The following is a 15,909-nucleotide window of genomic DNA, read 5'->3' on the forward strand; positions in this document are numbered from 1 at the left end:
TCTCAGAATTTGATTTAAATCAAGCCATATAGATTAATAGTTTGAATTTCATCCCATTAGGCTCATTAGCACCAGGATGTATCTTGATACCAGAAATTAATACTGCGATTTTGCCGAGCATTTTGAATGGCGGATCTTGTACTGGCAAATTCATTTAAATTCAACTTAGTTGGCTCATAAAGCTCGCAGCCCACTCTAATGCGAGATGCTTCGACGGGGCTTGGCCTGAGATTTCTAATAATAAGATCAAATTTTGCAGTTCTGGCCGTCAAGCGCTCCAAAGAGCAACCAGTCCAAATAGTTCCAACTTCCATCTCAGCCGAACCAAGCCGAAGATCTAGCTGAATACCCTTGTCAGAAATATTAACAATATCTCCGATCATCTCTTTGCCAACTGAAAAGAAGATCAGCGCCTTAAAAGCTCTATCAGGAGGGGCGCTAGCCCTAAAGTCTTCCCGCCTCTGAATTAAGGACATGGTCTTGGGAATATCACAACTCAGGAATCCAGACTCAGCAGATTTAAGACCTGCTACTGGAAACTGCAACTTCCCCCCATCAAGACCTGCAATGAAATAACAGGTTTGTCCTATAAAGGCATTCAGGCCATTTCTGGGGGATTCTTCGACTTTTAGCTTCATCCCAGTTTTAGGGTCTAAGCTCTGAACACTGACAGGGAATATCTGTGAGGATTTGACATTGAAAATACTCGCTGTTGGTCCTGGGGAGAACATGCGCTCTAAATTTTTAAAAATAAAACGGGGGTCGAGCGCAAACTTAGCATCAACTTCTCCAAGCTCTGGGGGGAATATTATCAAATTCATAATGGTATTTTACGGGAGTATGATTAATCCATGAAAACATTTGAGATCATCTCAATTGAGCCAACCAACTTAGCCAACCATTGGGTTGTCAGCTTCAAAATCGCGGGCGGTAAGATCGAAAAAGAGAGTATTCAGGCATATGACTCAAATGACGCTTTTATTAAATTTCGCAATCAAATGATCAAGCAATTCAAAGCTATAAATCAAACCAAAAAGTCGCCCAAAAAAGTACAATTTGAGTAGGCAAACTAATAATGGACCAAAAGCGATGACACCCGAAGAACTTGAACGACACGCAGACCTCATTAAAAGAGCCAAAATATTGAGCATAGCTAGTGAGCAGTACTTTAAGGCGGCGCGCGCTATTGAAATAGGTGAATCCGAAGATTTACGCTATCGCTACATCAAATCTGCTAAGGACTCTATTAAAGACGCATTCCCAGAGGTATTTGAAGTGCGGACTCAAGCACCAAAATACCTTATTAAAGAAGAGCCGGATCACAGAGTCATTAAAACCATTGCTATTGCCGCGCTAATCCTTGGCGTCTTATATTCCTTTGTGAAATTTGGGCCTACAGGTGATCTTAGTAAAACGTGGACAGCCGATGACATCCCTAAAGCAACTGCTTACCCAAAATAATCTGAGGGGATAACACTAAGGTTAAATTTCTGAAGCAACTTGCGCTTCAGCCAATTTCATTTCTAAAGCTAATCTCTTAAATCCTGGTTTGTCTGGGTAGGTTTTAGAGAGATAGTAAATGAGTTCGCGGTCAGTTTTACCATGCTGGTGCTCTTTAAGTAGACTCCTCAGTGCCCAAATTAACTGCAAGGTATTGCGCTCATCCCTCAATAAATTCGCTTTTTCTTCCGAATTCTCATCCAAAGTATCAAGGTCGACACCCTTCGCAAAAGCTTCAAGCCTTATAGGCATATCCCATTTACGAACATGCCGAGCCCAAAACAAAAATCGCTTGAAATCAACGCGCATATTTTGAGCTGAGAAATTTTGAATCCAAGCATGCTCAGTCAGTAAATCTAGCTTTGCTTTAAATGCATCGTAATGCCCATCAAAATTGGACAGGTCAAAATGAAGCTCTCCTGCTGCATCCCGCACTGGAAATTTAATTTGTTTAGGATTAATACCATGAACTAAGGCAGCAGCCTGCCAAGTGTATATATAAGGTTTTGAAAACCAAAAATCCCAATCAATGTCAGCCATAAACTACCCTTATGAATATTGCGTTAGGCATAGCTTACTATGGCTAGAAAAATTACAGGTGATTGAACTGGCATCTGTTAAATTAAGAGCATATTAACCACCATTCACTTCAAGAGCCATGATTAAAAATATCCTGTTCCTGCTAGGGGCCCTCACATCTCTCAATGCATTAGCCGATTTGTCGATTGCGGACTATGAAAATAAGAATAAAGCTCAATCGACTAATACCTATCTTTTAGGTCTTAGTGCTGGCCTAAATACTGCTAATAAGAGGTTAAGCGCAAATAAGCAAGTGCCTTTGTATTGCTACCCACCCTATTTAAATCTCAGCATCGCCAATTACAAAGAGATCATTTCTTTGGGCATCCAAGAACTTTCGCCAGATAGCCCCATCAAGCCCAGCGTAGATGAAATTCTACTGAAAAAACTCAGTGCGCTCTATCCTTGCGGGTATAACTAAAGGACTTATATTTGACCAGCCTTCTGATTAGACTGAGTGCTTGAGCCTTCCGCATTTTCCTTGGCATACTGATCTGCTTTTAGCGAAAAATACTGCAAGACATCTGCTTCTAATGTACTGATTTCCGAGGCTGGCTGGTTGTTAGGTGCAATAAGTCCCAGCAAAAAGTAAAGCCCTATTCCGAAGATGGCACATGCTGTGAATATCGGCATTAGGTAACTTTTCAATCGCACCTTTCATTACCTCAGAGGGCTCAGCCTTGAGCTAACAATATGGATCACACTAGGCATCGTATCGCTTGGATAAGCTCGACGGCCAACCTGCTCCTGCCACAAGAGTCGATCCTTGACGAGATCATCGATATGCAACTCCACAAAGACCTCAGAAGCAACTGGTGATTGATTGAGAACCTCTTTTTGTCCCATACAGCCTCCCTCAAGAATGGCACTGCCCATAGATAAATCTTAGGTGCAATGAGTCCTTTATCAAAGAGATAAACCCTGTTTTGGGTGGATTTCTTACCTGCTGAAATGTAAATCTAAGTGGCTGATTTTGATCAGAAAAAAGGTGCCGCATTTTACGGACCAGGGATACACAGATGAAAAAATATGAAAATCTTAAAGATTACAAAAGGCTACAGGAAAATACTCTTGAGAACTTGAATTGTGGGTGGTAAGCCTCTAATTCATATGGCTTTTAAAAGAATTAAATTGGGTAATATAAGCAAAAGTAGCAAAATTGATCTATTTCATACCCAAAAGATCTAAGTCATACCCAAAAGATCTAAGGAATTAGCCCTTCATTAGCAAGCGAGTTAAGGCATTCCGCGCTTCAGCAACCCCCAAATCCATCGCCAACTGAAGCAAAACAGTGGCTTTGGGAACATCCCCAAAATGGCTCTTAACGACCCCATAGTTGTATACCGCCTGAGGATTGCTATTTTTTATCTCACGCTCTAGCTCATGAAACAAAGTATCCAATTGAGACTGATTGAGTTGACCATCCATAGCCATCATGCAGGGCTTTAAGAAGGTGCATTCAACAGAACCAACTTCAAGTGCCATAAAGGCCTCAAAAGCCTGCGGGTATAAGCCCAACTTGAGATACTGCTCGGCTTGGTAAAAATCAGAGTTTTGCATTGACATAATGGGATATTTTAGACTGTAATCTGCTCCCAAGTGCCATTTAACTTGGCATGAAAAGGCTCATGGTAGCGATAAAACTCAATATCTCTAAATTGGCTATTTGCCTCTAAGATACGATTAGACAAAGCAACAATATTCGAGGGCTGCCAGCTAAAGTCTGGTTGCTCGACCCAGGCGCGAATTCCTTCCTCTCGCTTAATGAAGTGATCCATAGAGCCAATCATCTTCGCAATATCCTTCTCATAAGTCACTAGAGCTCTTAAATAGCTTGGTGAATCAGCAAAAGCAAGCTGAATGACAATATATGGCAAGGCAAAAGCAAGCGTCTTATGCTTGCGCACATTTCTGAAGTACACCTGCTGCGTGATATCCCACTGCTGATCCGTACTATTGAGCGAGTAGTCAAAAACCCAATTACTGCTGTAGAAAAAGATACACTGACGACCAACGATTTCATCGCTAATGGTTCGAATATGGCTTTGCTCTCGCAATAAACGTAATTGCTCATAGGGTTGTAGCTTTGGGCTCGAAGAAATCTCTGGATCAGAAGGGGAAATCATTCTTGTCTCTTGTATTGTTCTACCACTACGTCCACTTTATCGCCTAGATCTCTACTGATGCGATAAACAAAATTCTGATCATTTATAAAAAAGTGTTTTTTAAGTGCTGGATCAGCAAATACGATTCGCTTGAAATTACCCTCGCTTAAATTATTAATCAGGGCCAAAGTCTTTTGGGCTTCAGGTTTTAGCGTGATGGGATCTTGCGCCCCAGAAATTCTGGCGACTAGATCAGCTTTGCTGGTAGCGCCTTCATAAAAAGCAAGGCAGCACTGTAAAACACCCTTGGGTCTCACGCCAGTCCACGTAAATTGTTCGTCGGCAAACTTCAGAAGGTTTGCGGTAACTAAGAGCTTTTGCTTACCACCGCCCTCTTGAATCCATGTACCGATCCATCTTTCATTGATGGGCATTACTGCTGCTGACTTACTAGAATCTTTTGTTTCAGCAGCACTTAGCGATTCCTGAGAAGTGATTGAGCCAGACACTACCTGATCAGAATTTTGTGTTGCTGGCAATGCCATAGTGGGATTTGATGCAGGCACTACAGGTACTGAAGAGGGTGTGACTGGTTGGACTGAATTTGAAATAGCATAAATAAGCCCGCAAAGTAGCGTTACAAATAAAAATATACCTAGTACTATGATCACTCTGATTTGTCTAGCCTCATCTCCATTTTCCTCATGCGCATCAGCATCTGGAACTTGAATAGTTGAAAAAGAATTTTTAAGAGTCTCTAATTCTGATAGTAATTGCGTATCAGCCTCAGGCTTAGCCTGCTCTTGAGGAGCAAATGACGGCTCTATTGGTGATTTAACAGGAAGTGGCAGGTTGATTTCTTGCGGGCACTCGAGTTGATGAATAAATAGTAATGCGTCATCAATGCTGGGAAAAATCTTATCTTGTGCAATGATTTGATCTAATGCTAGATTTTTTTCAACCTGATATTTATCTACTAAATATAATACATAGGAATCATTAATCAATTCTTTTGCGCCACGAAAAGATCTTTGTGAGACTGCTTTGCCTGGAAGAAAGAAAATACCAGCAGACAAAAAAATAATTCCGAAGAACCATTTGAGCTGAGTTGAGGTTTGGAGTTGCTCCGTAATGAATTTAATCAGCACGGCAAAGTCAAGGGACGCACTCTCTGAGTGGGCTGAAGCTAAGAGCAAAATACAGCCACAAATCACTGCCGTAAACTTTAGTGCTAGCTGAAGACGCCAATTTTGGGGGGTGGTGTCTCGCATTAATTTCCTTATTGAGATAAATGAGTCTTGCTGACTTAAGCCGAAATGCAGGCATCGAAGACTTTAAAACTTCAATTTTAACCACAAGGAGGCAAAGCTATTGGGATGTAGAGGGCTTTGCAGTCCTAGTTTCTTCCGCTTTTTGACCTATGGGTTCATCCGCAACTTCCGAAACAGCTTCTTCGCTGCCTTCGGGGCTCGCTTTTTGTGTTTCAGCTGGGTTTTTTGTAGCCTCGGCAGGATTCTGCGTGCTTACTTTGGCATGAGTATCGATTGAGTCGAAATTATCAACCCATTTATATTGCGCTAAAAAATCCGCCTGAGGTAAAAAACGCAGGTTTGAATCAATCAAATTCTTATACTCAACGTAGGTGACCCCCACTGCATTCGGAGGAAATACCTGTCTTACAGCTACTCTAGTGCCATTTTCGTCTTCAAAAATATCATGTCTTTGGGGATTGTTCATGCCGAGCCTAACTAGGTTTTGGGTATAAAAAGACTGCTGAGCCACCTACTCGGCCATTTTCTATGGGCTAACCATAAATGTCAATTTAAGGCTGAACGGCTTAAGATAAGGTTTTTTGGTCCCACTGGAGTCGTCATGATCTTTGAACTTGTCTCACTTCTACTAGAGGCATGCACAACAATCCTGGTTGCAGCATGCCTTCTCCGCTTTTATTTACATTACCTAAAAATGAATTTCGTCCCTGGCTCAGGCAACCCCTTTAGTCATTTTTTATTCCCGCTTACTAATTGGCTTATTAACCCGCTTAGAAAAATCATTCCCTTTAGCGGTCGTTTTGACATTTGTCCTTTATTGGCAAGCTATGTGCTTATTTTGGTCAAAGTAATGATCTTAGTGGCGCTAAGCAATGGCGAATACCTTGATCTTCACCTCCCATTGATAGCCCTATTTAATCTTATTGATCTAGCACTATCTGGCCTCATCGGACTTGTGCTGGTTTATGCACTATTTACCTGGACTGGCACGAACTCTCCTACACAAGAGTTGTTTTATAAAATGACTGAGCCCTTATTAAGCCCCATCAGAAAGTTCAGTCCAAGAGTTGCAGGAATAGACTCGTCTGCCCTCATTTTGATAGTACTTATTCAGATGACGTCGATTATCCTAAGACATGCGCAGAAAATAATTCTGAGCAGCATCTAAGCTAGTTACTCTTGATTTTTTTTCAGGAAGCCAGGAATAAAGCGAGATCCGATCGATCTCACAGAGGGAGGGTCTTGTGGCAAGCTTAAATTGATATCTTGCTTAGGGTCCGCCATTGCAGCGCCGCCATAAAAACCCAGGTTTTTTGCACGGTTACGATAATCATCCAGCACGCTAACTTTTTTGCCTATCTCGCGATTCACGGAAGGACCGTTAATTGATAATGTTTTTCTGATCTCTTGGCGTTCATCAATCATTTTTGTGATGTATTTACCAAAAGTACAAAAATTATCAGATACAGCCCTATCAGAGCACACGCAGAAGAAATCCTCATAAACATAGCTATCAATTTCTGGCATACGATGTATCGGTGGCGCTATATGGCAATTCGTCAAAAAGTCTAAGTTGGTAAATGTTCCCTTGGATGCGTACCCTGGATCAACCCTACTTGGAACTATTATCAGACTTTGTTTATTTACCGCTAATCGAGCCATTCTTTTTTGAACGTATTCGAGAATAAAGATTTCAGTACTTGCCATTTCAAACTTGGCGCTTGAGCTTGGGACCAAAACAATATCAAAATCCGACATGAAATCTTCGGACATTGCCGGTGTCCAAGTAAAGTCACAAATGCTCACCTGTACTCCAGATGAATATTTGCGTACCCCCGCCCTTGCGCTCAGTAAGGCCATGCCAGCACTTTGGTAATTGATTTCAACCTGGTCAACCCTGATACCAATATCAGGCGCCTTTTTAGTCCAGCGGGATGGAGAAGCTTGTTTATCAAAATCAACTAAAGCAACCTGTAAATCCTCTTGCATAGCAAGATAAGCCGCCAGATTGGCAGAGATCGTACTTTTACCAACACCACCTTTTTGATTGGTTACAAGAATTTTGATAGGTTCACTAAGTGGCATATTTTTATCTAAAAATTAACTACCTAAATGATCATCAGCAAGCAAATCTTGCTCAGTTATCTTGGATAGCAAGCCACTTAAACGAGCTCCCTGCTCAATGCCAATTTGGGCATAAATAATGTCGCCATGCACGTCAGCTCCACTATGCAATTCGACCCTTTCAGTGGCTCGAACGTTCCCTTCCACTCTTCCGGCAACCAATACGCGACCAGCAGAAATGTTACCTTGTACTAAACCTGTTTTACCGAGTGCCACACAAACGTCGGCACCCTGCTTAGTCACAACGTCACCAATAATCGTGCCATCAATACGCAAACTCTTGGTAGCAACAATTCGTCCAAATATTTCTAGATCTGATCCAATGATTGAGCCAAATGTTTCCCTAGATGGGTCTAATATTCTTATTGCATGACTTTGTTTAATGGCCATGACAATTTAACATTAGCCTTTAATAAAGCGGCCAGCAACCCTACCACCACGCTGAATATGGATATATTTATAGCTAATGTTGCCGTCCACACGGGCAAGCGGGCCTACATTTAAATCATCACAGTTAACATCACCCTTGAGTTGGCCTTTGATAACTAACTGTTCAGAATTCAGCTCGCCGTCTACCTGACCACTCGAATCAATCAACACCGACTTGGCAGTAATTTTGCCGCGGACAGTTCCCGCAATGTTTATTACACCATCTGAAGTGATCGTACCCTCAAACGTAAATCCTTCGCTAATAATCGATGGCTTAGATAACACATTTTGACGGGTAGTTGATTCAAGTCGAGTCACTTGCTCGGAATTGCCGTTACTGAAGGCTTCACTTTGCTCAACAGCAATAAGCTCTTCAACGCTTTCAGGCTGCTCGTTGTCGTTAGACTCATTTACAGCAGGATTTTGATTTTTTGAAAAGATAGACATCGTTATTTAGTAAGTAATGAAATAGAAAATATTAAGAATGGGGATTGAGGTTATGCAAATCACCGTGCAAATGACCGCCCTTTTCAATCTCAATTTCAGAGTAATGAATAGATCCAGTAACCTTACCTGTTGAGCGAATGATTAAGCTGCGTGATGAGGAGACATGCTCATTTACTTCGCCACGAATATCAATTGACTCGCCAGTGAGCTTCCCCCGCACGACACCAGTTGCTTCGATTAGCACTTGCTTGGCAGTGAGTTCGCCCTCAACTGTTCCTGAAATGGATGCGATATCGGGCACATCAAAGTTACCCTTGAGCACAACACCCTCGCCTACAAATAAACAACCCTGTTGATTCACTTCTGCCATGCTTAGCACTCCTTAGCGCATAATGTCATTAATAAAGAATTAGGCAATTCTATCAGTTGATCTTTAGTTTGGGGCTTTAAAATGCACAAATTGCCAATAAAAAATGTCTCAGCCATGCGCCAAAAAGTACCCTCTTTCTTCAAAAAAATAAGCCTCATGGTCTTAACGGCTTTTTTGCTGAATCCAGCTAGCCCATGTTTTGCCAAATGGGTATTCCTGTCCAAGGATAATGTGGGCAATTCTTACTATTACGAGGATAGCAAGACGGTTTATGACTCTGAAAATGGACTAGTCAGCACCTGGCAACTCATAAGCTACACAGAAACCCTCGCCGCACCTAACGGAGCCGCTACTCAATCAGTGATTCAGGACATCTCTTATCTGTGCAAAGTGGGCTACGAAAGCTATAAGGAGTTCTATATTGGGTATTACTCAGGGCCCCAAGGGTCTGGTGTCAGCGTAGATCAGGCAGATACCTCTAATTCAAGCTGGGAACGGGTCATTCCTGACACGATGAGCTACGTGCTCTATAAGTTCTTTTGCAAACCGCCCAATATTCCTAGCTAAAAGAGCAAAAACGCTCAATCGGCTACTGCTTGACCTCTGGACTGGCATCAGCCTTACCGGCCTCAGCAGGCTTAGTGAAATAACTCATCGGGAATGTGGATTCAGACCCATAAGGCCCTTTAATCCATATTTGATCGTTGTATCGAACATAACAACTGCGGGTGACCGTGCCTACCGCATTTACAGAATAAGAAAAGTACCAATTCGGCTCGACCCTCCCAGATTCCGAGGTGCAAGGCTCAGCCGTAATGTACAAAACCTCGCTAAATGAGGGCATTTGGCCAATAATGGCGGCCTGTAGAGGCAAAACGATGCCAATCAGCATGCTCCCGACCAGCCAATTGAGGCTTCTAGACATTTGGGAAAGGGGGTTTAACTTGATCACGTGAATTTATTAAGGCTAAAATGGCTCTCGATTGGACGATTATAGGTCTTTTAAGCGTCCAGAACTTAGCAATTTAATTTCAATAAATCAAATACTTATAGTCAGTGCATGCAATTATTTTGGGTGTCAGGCTCAACTGGAGCCATTAAACAAATCAACATCACCAAAGAGCGCCTCATGCGCCTTGGAGTAGTTGTTGGCGCAGCCTTTTTACTACTAGGTATTTTGATCTTCTCTACAGGCATTCACATTGCCTTAGAAGTGAATCCTGAGTTCGCTAGAGAAGTTAGTGGGGTAGTTACTGTCAAAGAGCGAATGGCGCTGGATAATAGATATGCCAAGCAGTTAAAAGCCGTTCAAGATCAGCTTGCAAAAGCCTCTCTACAATTTAATGAGCTCAAATCCATTAAAGATCGCTACTTAGCCATTTCAACGCCCTACACCATCAAGAATAAGTTTAACGAAAACAGCAGCATTGGCGGCCCACTTAAACCCTTGAGCTTTAAATTTGAGCCTACCAAAACCTTAATCGAAAATTTTGAGGACTCCGTTTTAAAATCTTCAGAAATGGCTGAAATTTTTGAGAAATCAGAGCCCGAGTGGGAAAAACAATACCGTTGGTTGCGCACATTACCAATAGGCCCGCCCATTAACGCACGTCTGGGTATGACAAGCAACTTCGGTGTTCGCGTAGATCCCTTCTCCAAACAACTTGCCCAGCATTCTGGCATTGACTTCGTAACACCAGTGGGCACCCCCATTGTGGCAGCGGGTGACGGCACGGTCATCAAGGCTGGATTAGATCCTGCCTATGGAAACTTTATTGAAATTGCCCACGGCGATGGGTTTATCTCAAAATACGCTCACAACAGTAAGCTGTTCGTAAAATCTGGTCAAACCATTACACGCGGCCAACTAATTGCTAACTCAGGCTCTACTGGAAGGTCTACAGGGCCCCACCTGCATTACGAGATCCATCAAAACAATAGTTACCTAAATCCAGCCAAGATCCTAGTCTACGCACCACCATCAGCTTACTGGTAAAAGCTGCGTCTAGCTTCCACCTTTTTGCTTTTGAGCATTTTGCAAGAGCAGTTGAAATAGCGCACTTTGGAGCGGTGTAGCGTTATTCGGATCTCCAAAATAATTAGCTAACTCATCCGCACTACTAACGCTCATAATTTGCTGTAGTTTTGATATCGTAATCTTCAGTTGTTCTGCAGCAACTGCTGGATGAGTAGATAAAAATTTCAGGTCAAGCTCTTGCGAGCCTGCATTAGCAGTGCTAGTGGCGGCTGCATGATCGACCCCCATTTGCACTTTGGCTTTTTCAAGCAAGCGCTCTAACTCACTCTTAGATAAATGCAACCTCTTAGCTTCGGCCTCAATCAACTCCTGCTCTTCAGCCGAAATCACACCATCTTCTAACATATGGTAGAGCTCATTCATCATTTTCTCGCGCTCAATACGGAGTTGATCGCTCAATGCTGAAGAGAGAATCGCAGCAGGAATCGCAAAAATACCGATGCCCAAAAGTGCGAGAACTATTGTCATCGCTCGACCTGCAGGCGTAATGGGAGAGATATCCCCATAGCCGACGCTAGCCAGTGTCACAACCGCCCAATAGATTGACTGTGGGATGTTTTCAAATTTATCAGGCTGTGCTTCATGCTCAAACAAATAACCCAAACAAGCAGCTAACATGACAAGCAAAATCATAATGAAAGCCGAGGCCTTCATTACGGGCCATTCCCGCTTAATCACGATAAATAAAGATTGGGTTGCACCAGAATAGCGCGCAAGCTTTAAGAGGCGCATTAACCTAAAGACTCTCAAGAAGCGTAAGTCAAATAAATGATGCAATAAACTCTCGAGATAAAAAGGTAAGACAGCAAACAAATCAATCAGACTAGTTGGACTAGCAGCATTTCTGAGTCGCCCTGATAGCCAAGCCTGATATTTTGGATTTTCAGTACAGCTGTACATTCTCATCAAGTACTCAGTTGAAAAAATCGCTACCGCCAAGATATCCAAAATCATGAATTCAGAATGCAGGTGATAGTTAATGCTGTGCACCGATTCTAAAATCACAGCCAGTACCGAAATAATGACCCAAATGACAATAAAGAAATCGAAGATTTGATGTAGCTGACCACTAGTTGGAGTTTCATTCACTAATGCATAGATTTTGTAGCGGAATGACTTGCCCCGATTTTGCTCTCGGAAGTCTTTAACAGCGGGTGCAAGGGCTCTAAAAAGCTTAAACAAACGTAAAAGCCTTAAAGCTCTCAGTACGCGCAAATCTGCATCAAAGAATGCGCCAAGATAAAACGGCAATATTGAGATCAAATCAATTAATGCGAATGGGCTCTTAAAAAAAGCAAACCGTGGATTTTTTGCAGAATTAAAAGCGGAATCTTCCGGGGCTACATAAAAACGTAAAACGTATTCAACCGTAAAGATCCCCAAAGAAATAACATCAAAAAGATGGAAGAGGTGCTCACGAGATTCGTAAATGATGGGAATATGCTCAAGCACTAAGCCTGCCATATTGAGCACAATCATGTACGTAATGAAATGCTCGAATTGATGGTGGAAATTATTTTTAAGATGGGTATTAAAAAAAAGATCGTATAAACGCTTACGTAAGCGCAAATTCAAACTGGTGATAGAAATAGTATTTAGATTCATAGCTTGAACTCGCCAATTTTGATAAGGTAATAACCCGTATCACAAACACTCAGACGAATGTTCATATCATCCATAATCAATTCACCTGCTCCCATTGGAGCAACCCCTGGGGGCCCAACGGGATTAATGATCAATTTTTCAAAAATAAACGCACCACTTGATCCAAGATTCTGCTTATCGCATTTCTGAGCATATACAGGATCCTTGGGCATTAAAAGATTGGTAAAGGCTTTAAAAGGCCCATTATCTGTAAATAAAGATTCAACACAAGAATTCCAGGTATTGGCTTTTGCCCCCTTAGTAACATCCGCCTCTTTGCCTAGGGGCATGCAAGCGGCTGGGGTGACCTCTTCCTTGGACTCGAGCTTTTGAGAAAAATCCTCAAACCAAGAAACGATTTGTTCGCCGTTAGTCTGAATCTGGGATAGCTTAGTAGCTCTTTGATAATCATCAAGACCGAGGTATCCAACGAGTATGAAGTTTGCAATCAAAACTCCAAGAAACGCGAGATCAGAGAATTTCATTCCCCCAAAGATTCCTTGAGTATTTTTTTCCACTATCCTCTCCAAAAACTCTGTAATAATTATTAACGACTATCGCGCTACTTTTAATTGTTGTATATTGACCTCTTAGTGTCGCAACTTAATACTTTGGAATTGCCCATGTTCTTTCAAACAGTTCTTCAAAACCTTTTAGGGAAAAGAAAAAAGTTGGCAAAAGATGCTAAAGCCACTTCTGAAAAAGAGTTATCCCCAATGGCTCAGAGCATAATGCAAAAGCTTGCGGAGCACGAAAAAAATAGTGCCCTCAATTCAAAAACTGACCATTCCCCTGAAAATAAGGGTGATAAATAGCGCTTTCTTGATAGATCATTTCTCTACCTTGATCTTTTTAAATTGACTCAAGAGCGCTAGGCTAGACAAAATTCGGTTGGCCATATCGCCGCCTAAATTGCCCTTAGCCATTTCATAAAGCACCTGATCTGCGCGCTCATGCTCTGGCGCAGTAAGTAAAATCTTAAATACTTGAGCTTCATTCATGTTGGAATCAATTCTTAAGGGTGTCAGCTTGACATCTACCTTACTGCCCTTGATCCCATAACGAACCTGAGCAATCTCTAGCAATTCATTGCGCTGCTTTTCCTGGAGTTGAGCCAAACTTGGCAGATCAGAATGAGAGAGGGGTTCTAAATTCTCCACCAAGCTAGCTTGGGGCTTTTTATGTTTTGTGTAAACCAAATCATCCATAAAAAATTCTTTGCTTTTTATAAGTGGCTATCGATGCCTATAGCAATTTGGTCATTCTTTGATAAGCACTAATCCGTCTATCCGCACTCATGGGGATCGTATCTATTGGATTAGGGCTACCAATCTTGACATCCAGATTAACCGATGGCCCTGGCTGAGCAATTTTGAGGTCTTGGGGTGCTGGATGGGCCCGGCTAATGGCTGCTTTAGGGACTGTGGTTTGCCGCTCATGAATGGTGCCCCCGCTCTTTTGAGAGGAGGCATTTAAATACTGGGCTTGAAGATTTAATTTATCCAAAGGGGGGTGGCGAAGTTCGGTTTATTGATCTAGTTCTATATTAGCAAACAATACCTCAGCCGAAAGTTAAAAAATTAGGTTTTATGGACGATTCTGCCTCTTGGGCGCCCTGCGGTATGATTATTCCAATGCCAAGATTGAAATACTACAAAACCTAAGCCTGCTAATACCCAATTGAGATCCCCATGACAATAAATAAAACTTGGATTTACGTACTTCTTGCCACTGGATTAGCGCTCTCGCTTGCCGCCTGCGGCAACAAAGAGGATCAAGCAAAGGTCGAGGCTTGGTTACCGGATACCAAAGTAGTCAAACTGCCAATGGACGACTATGCCGGAATTCCCTTTAATACCACTCGTGAAGAGGCTAAAGAAAAGTTCAATTGCACGGCTTATGAGCTGTCATTTAGCTGCAAGATTAAAGTAGATGACAAAGAAGAGGCGATTTGGCTCATTTATAACGAGGCTGGGCGTCTCGTTCTAATGAAAAAGGAATTGGGTTATTACAACAAGCAAACTGGCGATACCATTATTGAGCGCTTCACCATTAAGTATGGCCTTGACTACACTCCATCTGAGGGTCAAGAAAGCGCATTTGCGGCAGGTATTCGTAAATCAAAGACATATGTTTTTGGCGGAGGTCAAGTCGCCTTCCAGATTGGCCGCAGCTTAAATAATCGCAATGAACTGATGCTGGTTTACTTCTTCCCCGAAGATGTCGGCACCACTTTTGCAAAGAGCGTGATGAATTAAAGCAAGGGCTTATTGGGTTTTATTTGCTCGGGAATGAAACTCACTTCAGGAATTTGACCTTCAACACCACCTGACTCCTTAACCTCATAAGCCCAAGCCAAAATTTTGGCAATTGCCTCAAAAAGTGACATTGGAATAGCCTCACCTATTTCAAGTTGACTATATAAATACCGCGCTAATGGCGGTATTTGAGCAACGGGGACATCGTGCTCTCTAGCCACCTCCTGAATACGCAGTGCAACTAAGTCCATTCCTTTGGCAATCACAATTGGCGCAGACATCTTTTCCATGTCATAGCGCAGCGCGACTGAATAGTGCTCTGGGTTGGCTAACACGACATCGGCGCGCTCAATAGCCGCCATCATTCGAGAAGAAGCAATCTGTCGCTGTCTTTGCCGTAAGCGTTGCTTAATCTCAGGAGAGCCCTCAGACTCTTTCATCTCCTGCTTCATTTCTTCAGGACTCATCCGAATTTGCTTGCGAAAGTTAAACCATTGCAACCAACCATCACCAATAGCAATTAACAACAGGGGCGCCATTAATAACAAGAAGCCATTTAATATGAAAAAGGAGGTGTGCAACAGTGCGGCATCAAAATCCTGACTCACAATTGATCGCACATAAACAAAAAGGCCAGATAAATAGCCAAGACCTATACCTAGAACCAAGGTTGTTTTTAAAATGTTCTTAACGAGCTCTGCTAACGCAATTAGGGAGACCATTCTTCCAAGACCCGCAATAAAGTCTAATCGCCCCATATCAAACTGTGGAGCAAAGTAAGCGCGAAAGTTCACTAGGGATAAGGGGGCAAATAATGCTACTAGCCAAATAGGCAGGAAAATGAGGCTCAATAAAAGCAACACAACCAGAAATGTGCCTCCCATCCATTCTTGGATATGATCTAAGAGTGCAATTGGCTTAGAAAACTCAAAACTGGATTTTGTCATTAAGACTAACTGCTGCAAAAGCAAAGGGCCAAGAGCAATCAAAAAGATGATGAAAACAGTCAACAGGGCAAAGGTTGCAATATCCCTTGATTGTGGGAGCTGCCCTTGCTCACGGGCACGTAAAATTCGCTGCTCACTCGGCTCTAATTCCCGTTCCTGAGCATTATCTCCGCCTTCAGCCAATCTTCATCCCCTAA

The 15,909-nt window shown here is 42.4% G+C and carries 25 protein-coding genes; 7 read left to right on the top strand and 18 right to left on the bottom strand.

Annotated elements, in window-relative coordinates; translation table 11 throughout:
* Positions 1-65: 65 nt before the first annotated feature.
* Complete coding sequence (locus tag ICN31_RS05015) at positions 66-821, bottom strand: flagellar brake protein (protein WP_216259157.1); 756 nt, start codon at positions 819-821, stop codon at positions 66-68.
* A 268-nt stretch (positions 822-1,089) separates the two neighbouring features.
* On the opposite strand from ICN31_RS05015, the gene ICN31_RS05020 reads away from it, so the two are divergent.
* The gene (locus tag ICN31_RS05020) at positions 1,090-1,461 is read left to right on the top strand and encodes a hypothetical protein (RefSeq protein ID WP_216259167.1); all 372 of its coding nucleotides are present in this window, start codon (positions 1,090-1,092) and stop codon (positions 1,459-1,461) included.
* 21 nt (positions 1,462-1,482) lie between these two features.
* Here the strand turns inward: ICN31_RS05020 and ICN31_RS05025 are convergent, their stop codons facing one another.
* Positions 1,483-2,040: a hypothetical protein gene (locus ICN31_RS05025; RefSeq protein ID WP_216259168.1), complete on the bottom strand. Its 558-nt coding sequence runs from the start codon at positions 2,038-2,040 to the stop codon at positions 1,483-1,485.
* Positions 2,041-2,158: 118 nt separating this feature from the next.
* Between ICN31_RS05025 and ICN31_RS05030 the strand changes: the two genes are divergently transcribed.
* The gene (locus ICN31_RS05030) at positions 2,159-2,500 is read left to right on the top strand and encodes a hypothetical protein (protein ID WP_216259170.1); all 342 of its coding nucleotides are present in this window, start codon (positions 2,159-2,161) and stop codon (positions 2,498-2,500) included.
* 5 nt (positions 2,501-2,505) lie between these two features.
* Here ICN31_RS05030 and ICN31_RS05035 read toward each other — a convergent pair whose 3' ends face one another.
* The 6 genes from ICN31_RS05035 to ICN31_RS05060 form a co-directional block, all read right to left on the bottom strand.
* Complete coding sequence (locus tag ICN31_RS05035; protein ID WP_216259172.1) at positions 2,506-2,712, bottom strand: hypothetical protein; 207 nt, start codon at positions 2,710-2,712, stop codon at positions 2,506-2,508.
* A 27-nt stretch (positions 2,713-2,739) separates the two neighbouring features.
* The gene (locus ICN31_RS05040) at positions 2,740-2,925 is read right to left on the bottom strand and encodes a hypothetical protein (protein WP_216259182.1); all 186 of its coding nucleotides are present in this window, start codon (positions 2,923-2,925) and stop codon (positions 2,740-2,742) included.
* Positions 2,926-3,291: 366 nt separating this feature from the next.
* On the bottom strand, positions 3,292-3,639 hold the full coding sequence (locus ICN31_RS05045) for a hypothetical protein (protein ID WP_216259184.1): 348 nt from the start codon (positions 3,637-3,639) through the stop codon (positions 3,292-3,294).
* A gap of 17 nt (positions 3,640-3,656) precedes the next feature.
* Positions 3,657-4,205, bottom strand: coding sequence for a hypothetical protein (locus tag ICN31_RS05050; protein WP_216259186.1), 549 nt, complete (start codon positions 4,203-4,205; stop codon positions 3,657-3,659).
* Positions 4,202-5,455: a hypothetical protein gene (locus ICN31_RS05055; RefSeq protein ID WP_216259188.1), complete on the bottom strand. Its 1,254-nt coding sequence runs from the start codon at positions 5,453-5,455 to the stop codon at positions 4,202-4,204. The genes ICN31_RS05050 and ICN31_RS05055 overlap by 4 nt, the downstream gene beginning before the upstream one ends.
* A 97-nt stretch (positions 5,456-5,552) precedes the next feature.
* Positions 5,553-5,921: a hypothetical protein gene (locus tag ICN31_RS05060; protein WP_216259191.1), complete on the bottom strand. Its 369-nt coding sequence runs from the start codon at positions 5,919-5,921 to the stop codon at positions 5,553-5,555.
* Positions 5,922-6,056: 135 nt separating this feature from the next.
* On the opposite strand from ICN31_RS05060, the gene ICN31_RS05065 reads away from it, so the two are divergent.
* Complete coding sequence (locus ICN31_RS05065; RefSeq protein WP_216259193.1) at positions 6,057-6,623, top strand: YggT family protein; 567 nt, start codon at positions 6,057-6,059, stop codon at positions 6,621-6,623.
* A gap of 5 nt (positions 6,624-6,628) precedes the next feature.
* Here ICN31_RS05065 and ICN31_RS05070 read toward each other — a convergent pair whose 3' ends face one another.
* Genes ICN31_RS05070 through ICN31_RS05085 form a run of 4 tightly spaced genes read right to left on the bottom strand, consistent with a single transcriptional unit; the run spans position 6,629 to position 8,825 of the window.
* Positions 6,629-7,540 carry a ParA family protein gene (locus ICN31_RS05070; RefSeq protein ID WP_216259195.1) on the bottom strand — a complete coding sequence of 304 codons (912 nt, stop codon included), beginning with the start codon at positions 7,538-7,540 and terminating at the stop codon, positions 6,629-6,631.
* 15 nt (positions 7,541-7,555) lie between these two features.
* Positions 7,556-7,969: a polymer-forming cytoskeletal protein gene (locus tag ICN31_RS05075; RefSeq protein WP_216259197.1), complete on the bottom strand. Its 414-nt coding sequence runs from the start codon at positions 7,967-7,969 to the stop codon at positions 7,556-7,558.
* 12 nt (positions 7,970-7,981) lie between these two features.
* On the bottom strand, positions 7,982-8,455 hold the full coding sequence (locus tag ICN31_RS05080; RefSeq protein ID WP_216259199.1) for a polymer-forming cytoskeletal protein: 474 nt from the start codon (positions 8,453-8,455) through the stop codon (positions 7,982-7,984).
* 31 nt (positions 8,456-8,486) lie between these two features.
* Positions 8,487-8,825, bottom strand: coding sequence for a polymer-forming cytoskeletal protein (locus tag ICN31_RS05085; RefSeq protein ID WP_216259201.1), 339 nt, complete (start codon positions 8,823-8,825; stop codon positions 8,487-8,489).
* A 156-nt stretch (positions 8,826-8,981) separates the two neighbouring features.
* Here ICN31_RS05085 and ICN31_RS05090 point away from each other — a divergent pair, with 156 nt between their 5' ends.
* A complete protein-coding gene (locus ICN31_RS05090; protein WP_370624324.1) occupies positions 8,982-9,392 on the top strand; it encodes a surface-adhesin E family protein in 411 nt (136 codons plus the stop codon).
* A 22-nt stretch (positions 9,393-9,414) separates the two neighbouring features.
* On the opposite strand, the gene ICN31_RS05095 is transcribed toward ICN31_RS05090, so the two are convergent.
* Entirely contained in the window at positions 9,415-9,717 is a 303-nt protein-coding gene (locus ICN31_RS05095; protein ID WP_216259205.1) for a hypothetical protein, read from the bottom strand.
* Positions 9,718-9,885: 168 nt separating this feature from the next.
* Between ICN31_RS05095 and ICN31_RS05100 the strand changes: the two genes are divergently transcribed.
* On the top strand, positions 9,886-10,821 hold the full coding sequence (locus ICN31_RS05100; RefSeq protein WP_216259207.1) for a M23 family metallopeptidase: 936 nt from the start codon (positions 9,886-9,888) through the stop codon (positions 10,819-10,821).
* A 9-nt stretch (positions 10,822-10,830) separates the two neighbouring features.
* Here the strand turns inward: ICN31_RS05100 and ICN31_RS05105 are convergent, their stop codons facing one another.
* Positions 10,831-12,468: an ion transporter gene (locus ICN31_RS05105; protein WP_216259209.1), complete on the bottom strand. Its 1,638-nt coding sequence runs from the start codon at positions 12,466-12,468 to the stop codon at positions 10,831-10,833.
* A complete protein-coding gene (locus tag ICN31_RS05110; RefSeq protein WP_216259211.1) occupies positions 12,465-12,992 on the bottom strand; it encodes a hypothetical protein in 528 nt (175 codons plus the stop codon). The genes ICN31_RS05105 and ICN31_RS05110 overlap by 4 nt, the downstream gene beginning before the upstream one ends.
* Before the next feature lie 138 nt (positions 12,993-13,130).
* Here ICN31_RS05110 and ICN31_RS05115 point away from each other — a divergent pair, with 138 nt between their 5' ends.
* Positions 13,131-13,322, top strand: a complete 192-nt coding sequence (locus ICN31_RS05115) for a hypothetical protein (protein ID WP_216259213.1) — start codon at positions 13,131-13,133, stop codon at positions 13,320-13,322.
* 15 nt (positions 13,323-13,337) lie between these two features.
* Here ICN31_RS05115 and ICN31_RS05120 read toward each other — a convergent pair whose 3' ends face one another.
* Positions 13,338-13,715: a hypothetical protein gene (locus ICN31_RS05120; protein ID WP_216259221.1), complete on the bottom strand. Its 378-nt coding sequence runs from the start codon at positions 13,713-13,715 to the stop codon at positions 13,338-13,340.
* Positions 13,716-13,752: 37 nt separating this feature from the next.
* Positions 13,753-14,013, bottom strand: a complete 261-nt coding sequence (locus ICN31_RS05125) for a hypothetical protein (RefSeq protein WP_216259223.1) — start codon at positions 14,011-14,013, stop codon at positions 13,753-13,755.
* Between the two features lie 185 nt (positions 14,014-14,198).
* Between ICN31_RS05125 and ICN31_RS05130 the strand changes: the two genes are divergently transcribed.
* Positions 14,199-14,765, top strand: a complete 567-nt coding sequence (locus ICN31_RS05130) for a hypothetical protein (protein ID WP_216259225.1) — start codon at positions 14,199-14,201, stop codon at positions 14,763-14,765.
* On the opposite strand, the gene ICN31_RS05135 is transcribed toward ICN31_RS05130, so the two are convergent.
* On the bottom strand, positions 14,762-15,895 hold the full coding sequence (locus tag ICN31_RS05135) for a flagellar biosynthesis protein FlhB (protein WP_216259227.1): 1,134 nt from the start codon (positions 15,893-15,895) through the stop codon (positions 14,762-14,764). The two genes, ICN31_RS05130 and ICN31_RS05135, sit on opposite strands and share 4 nt — an antisense overlap.
* Positions 15,896-15,909: the final 14 nt, after the last annotated feature.

Origin of the sequence: Polynucleobacter sp. UB-Piko-W3 (assembly GCF_018881635.1) — a bacterium.
GTDB lineage: Bacteria > Pseudomonadota > Gammaproteobacteria > Burkholderiales > Burkholderiaceae > Polynucleobacter.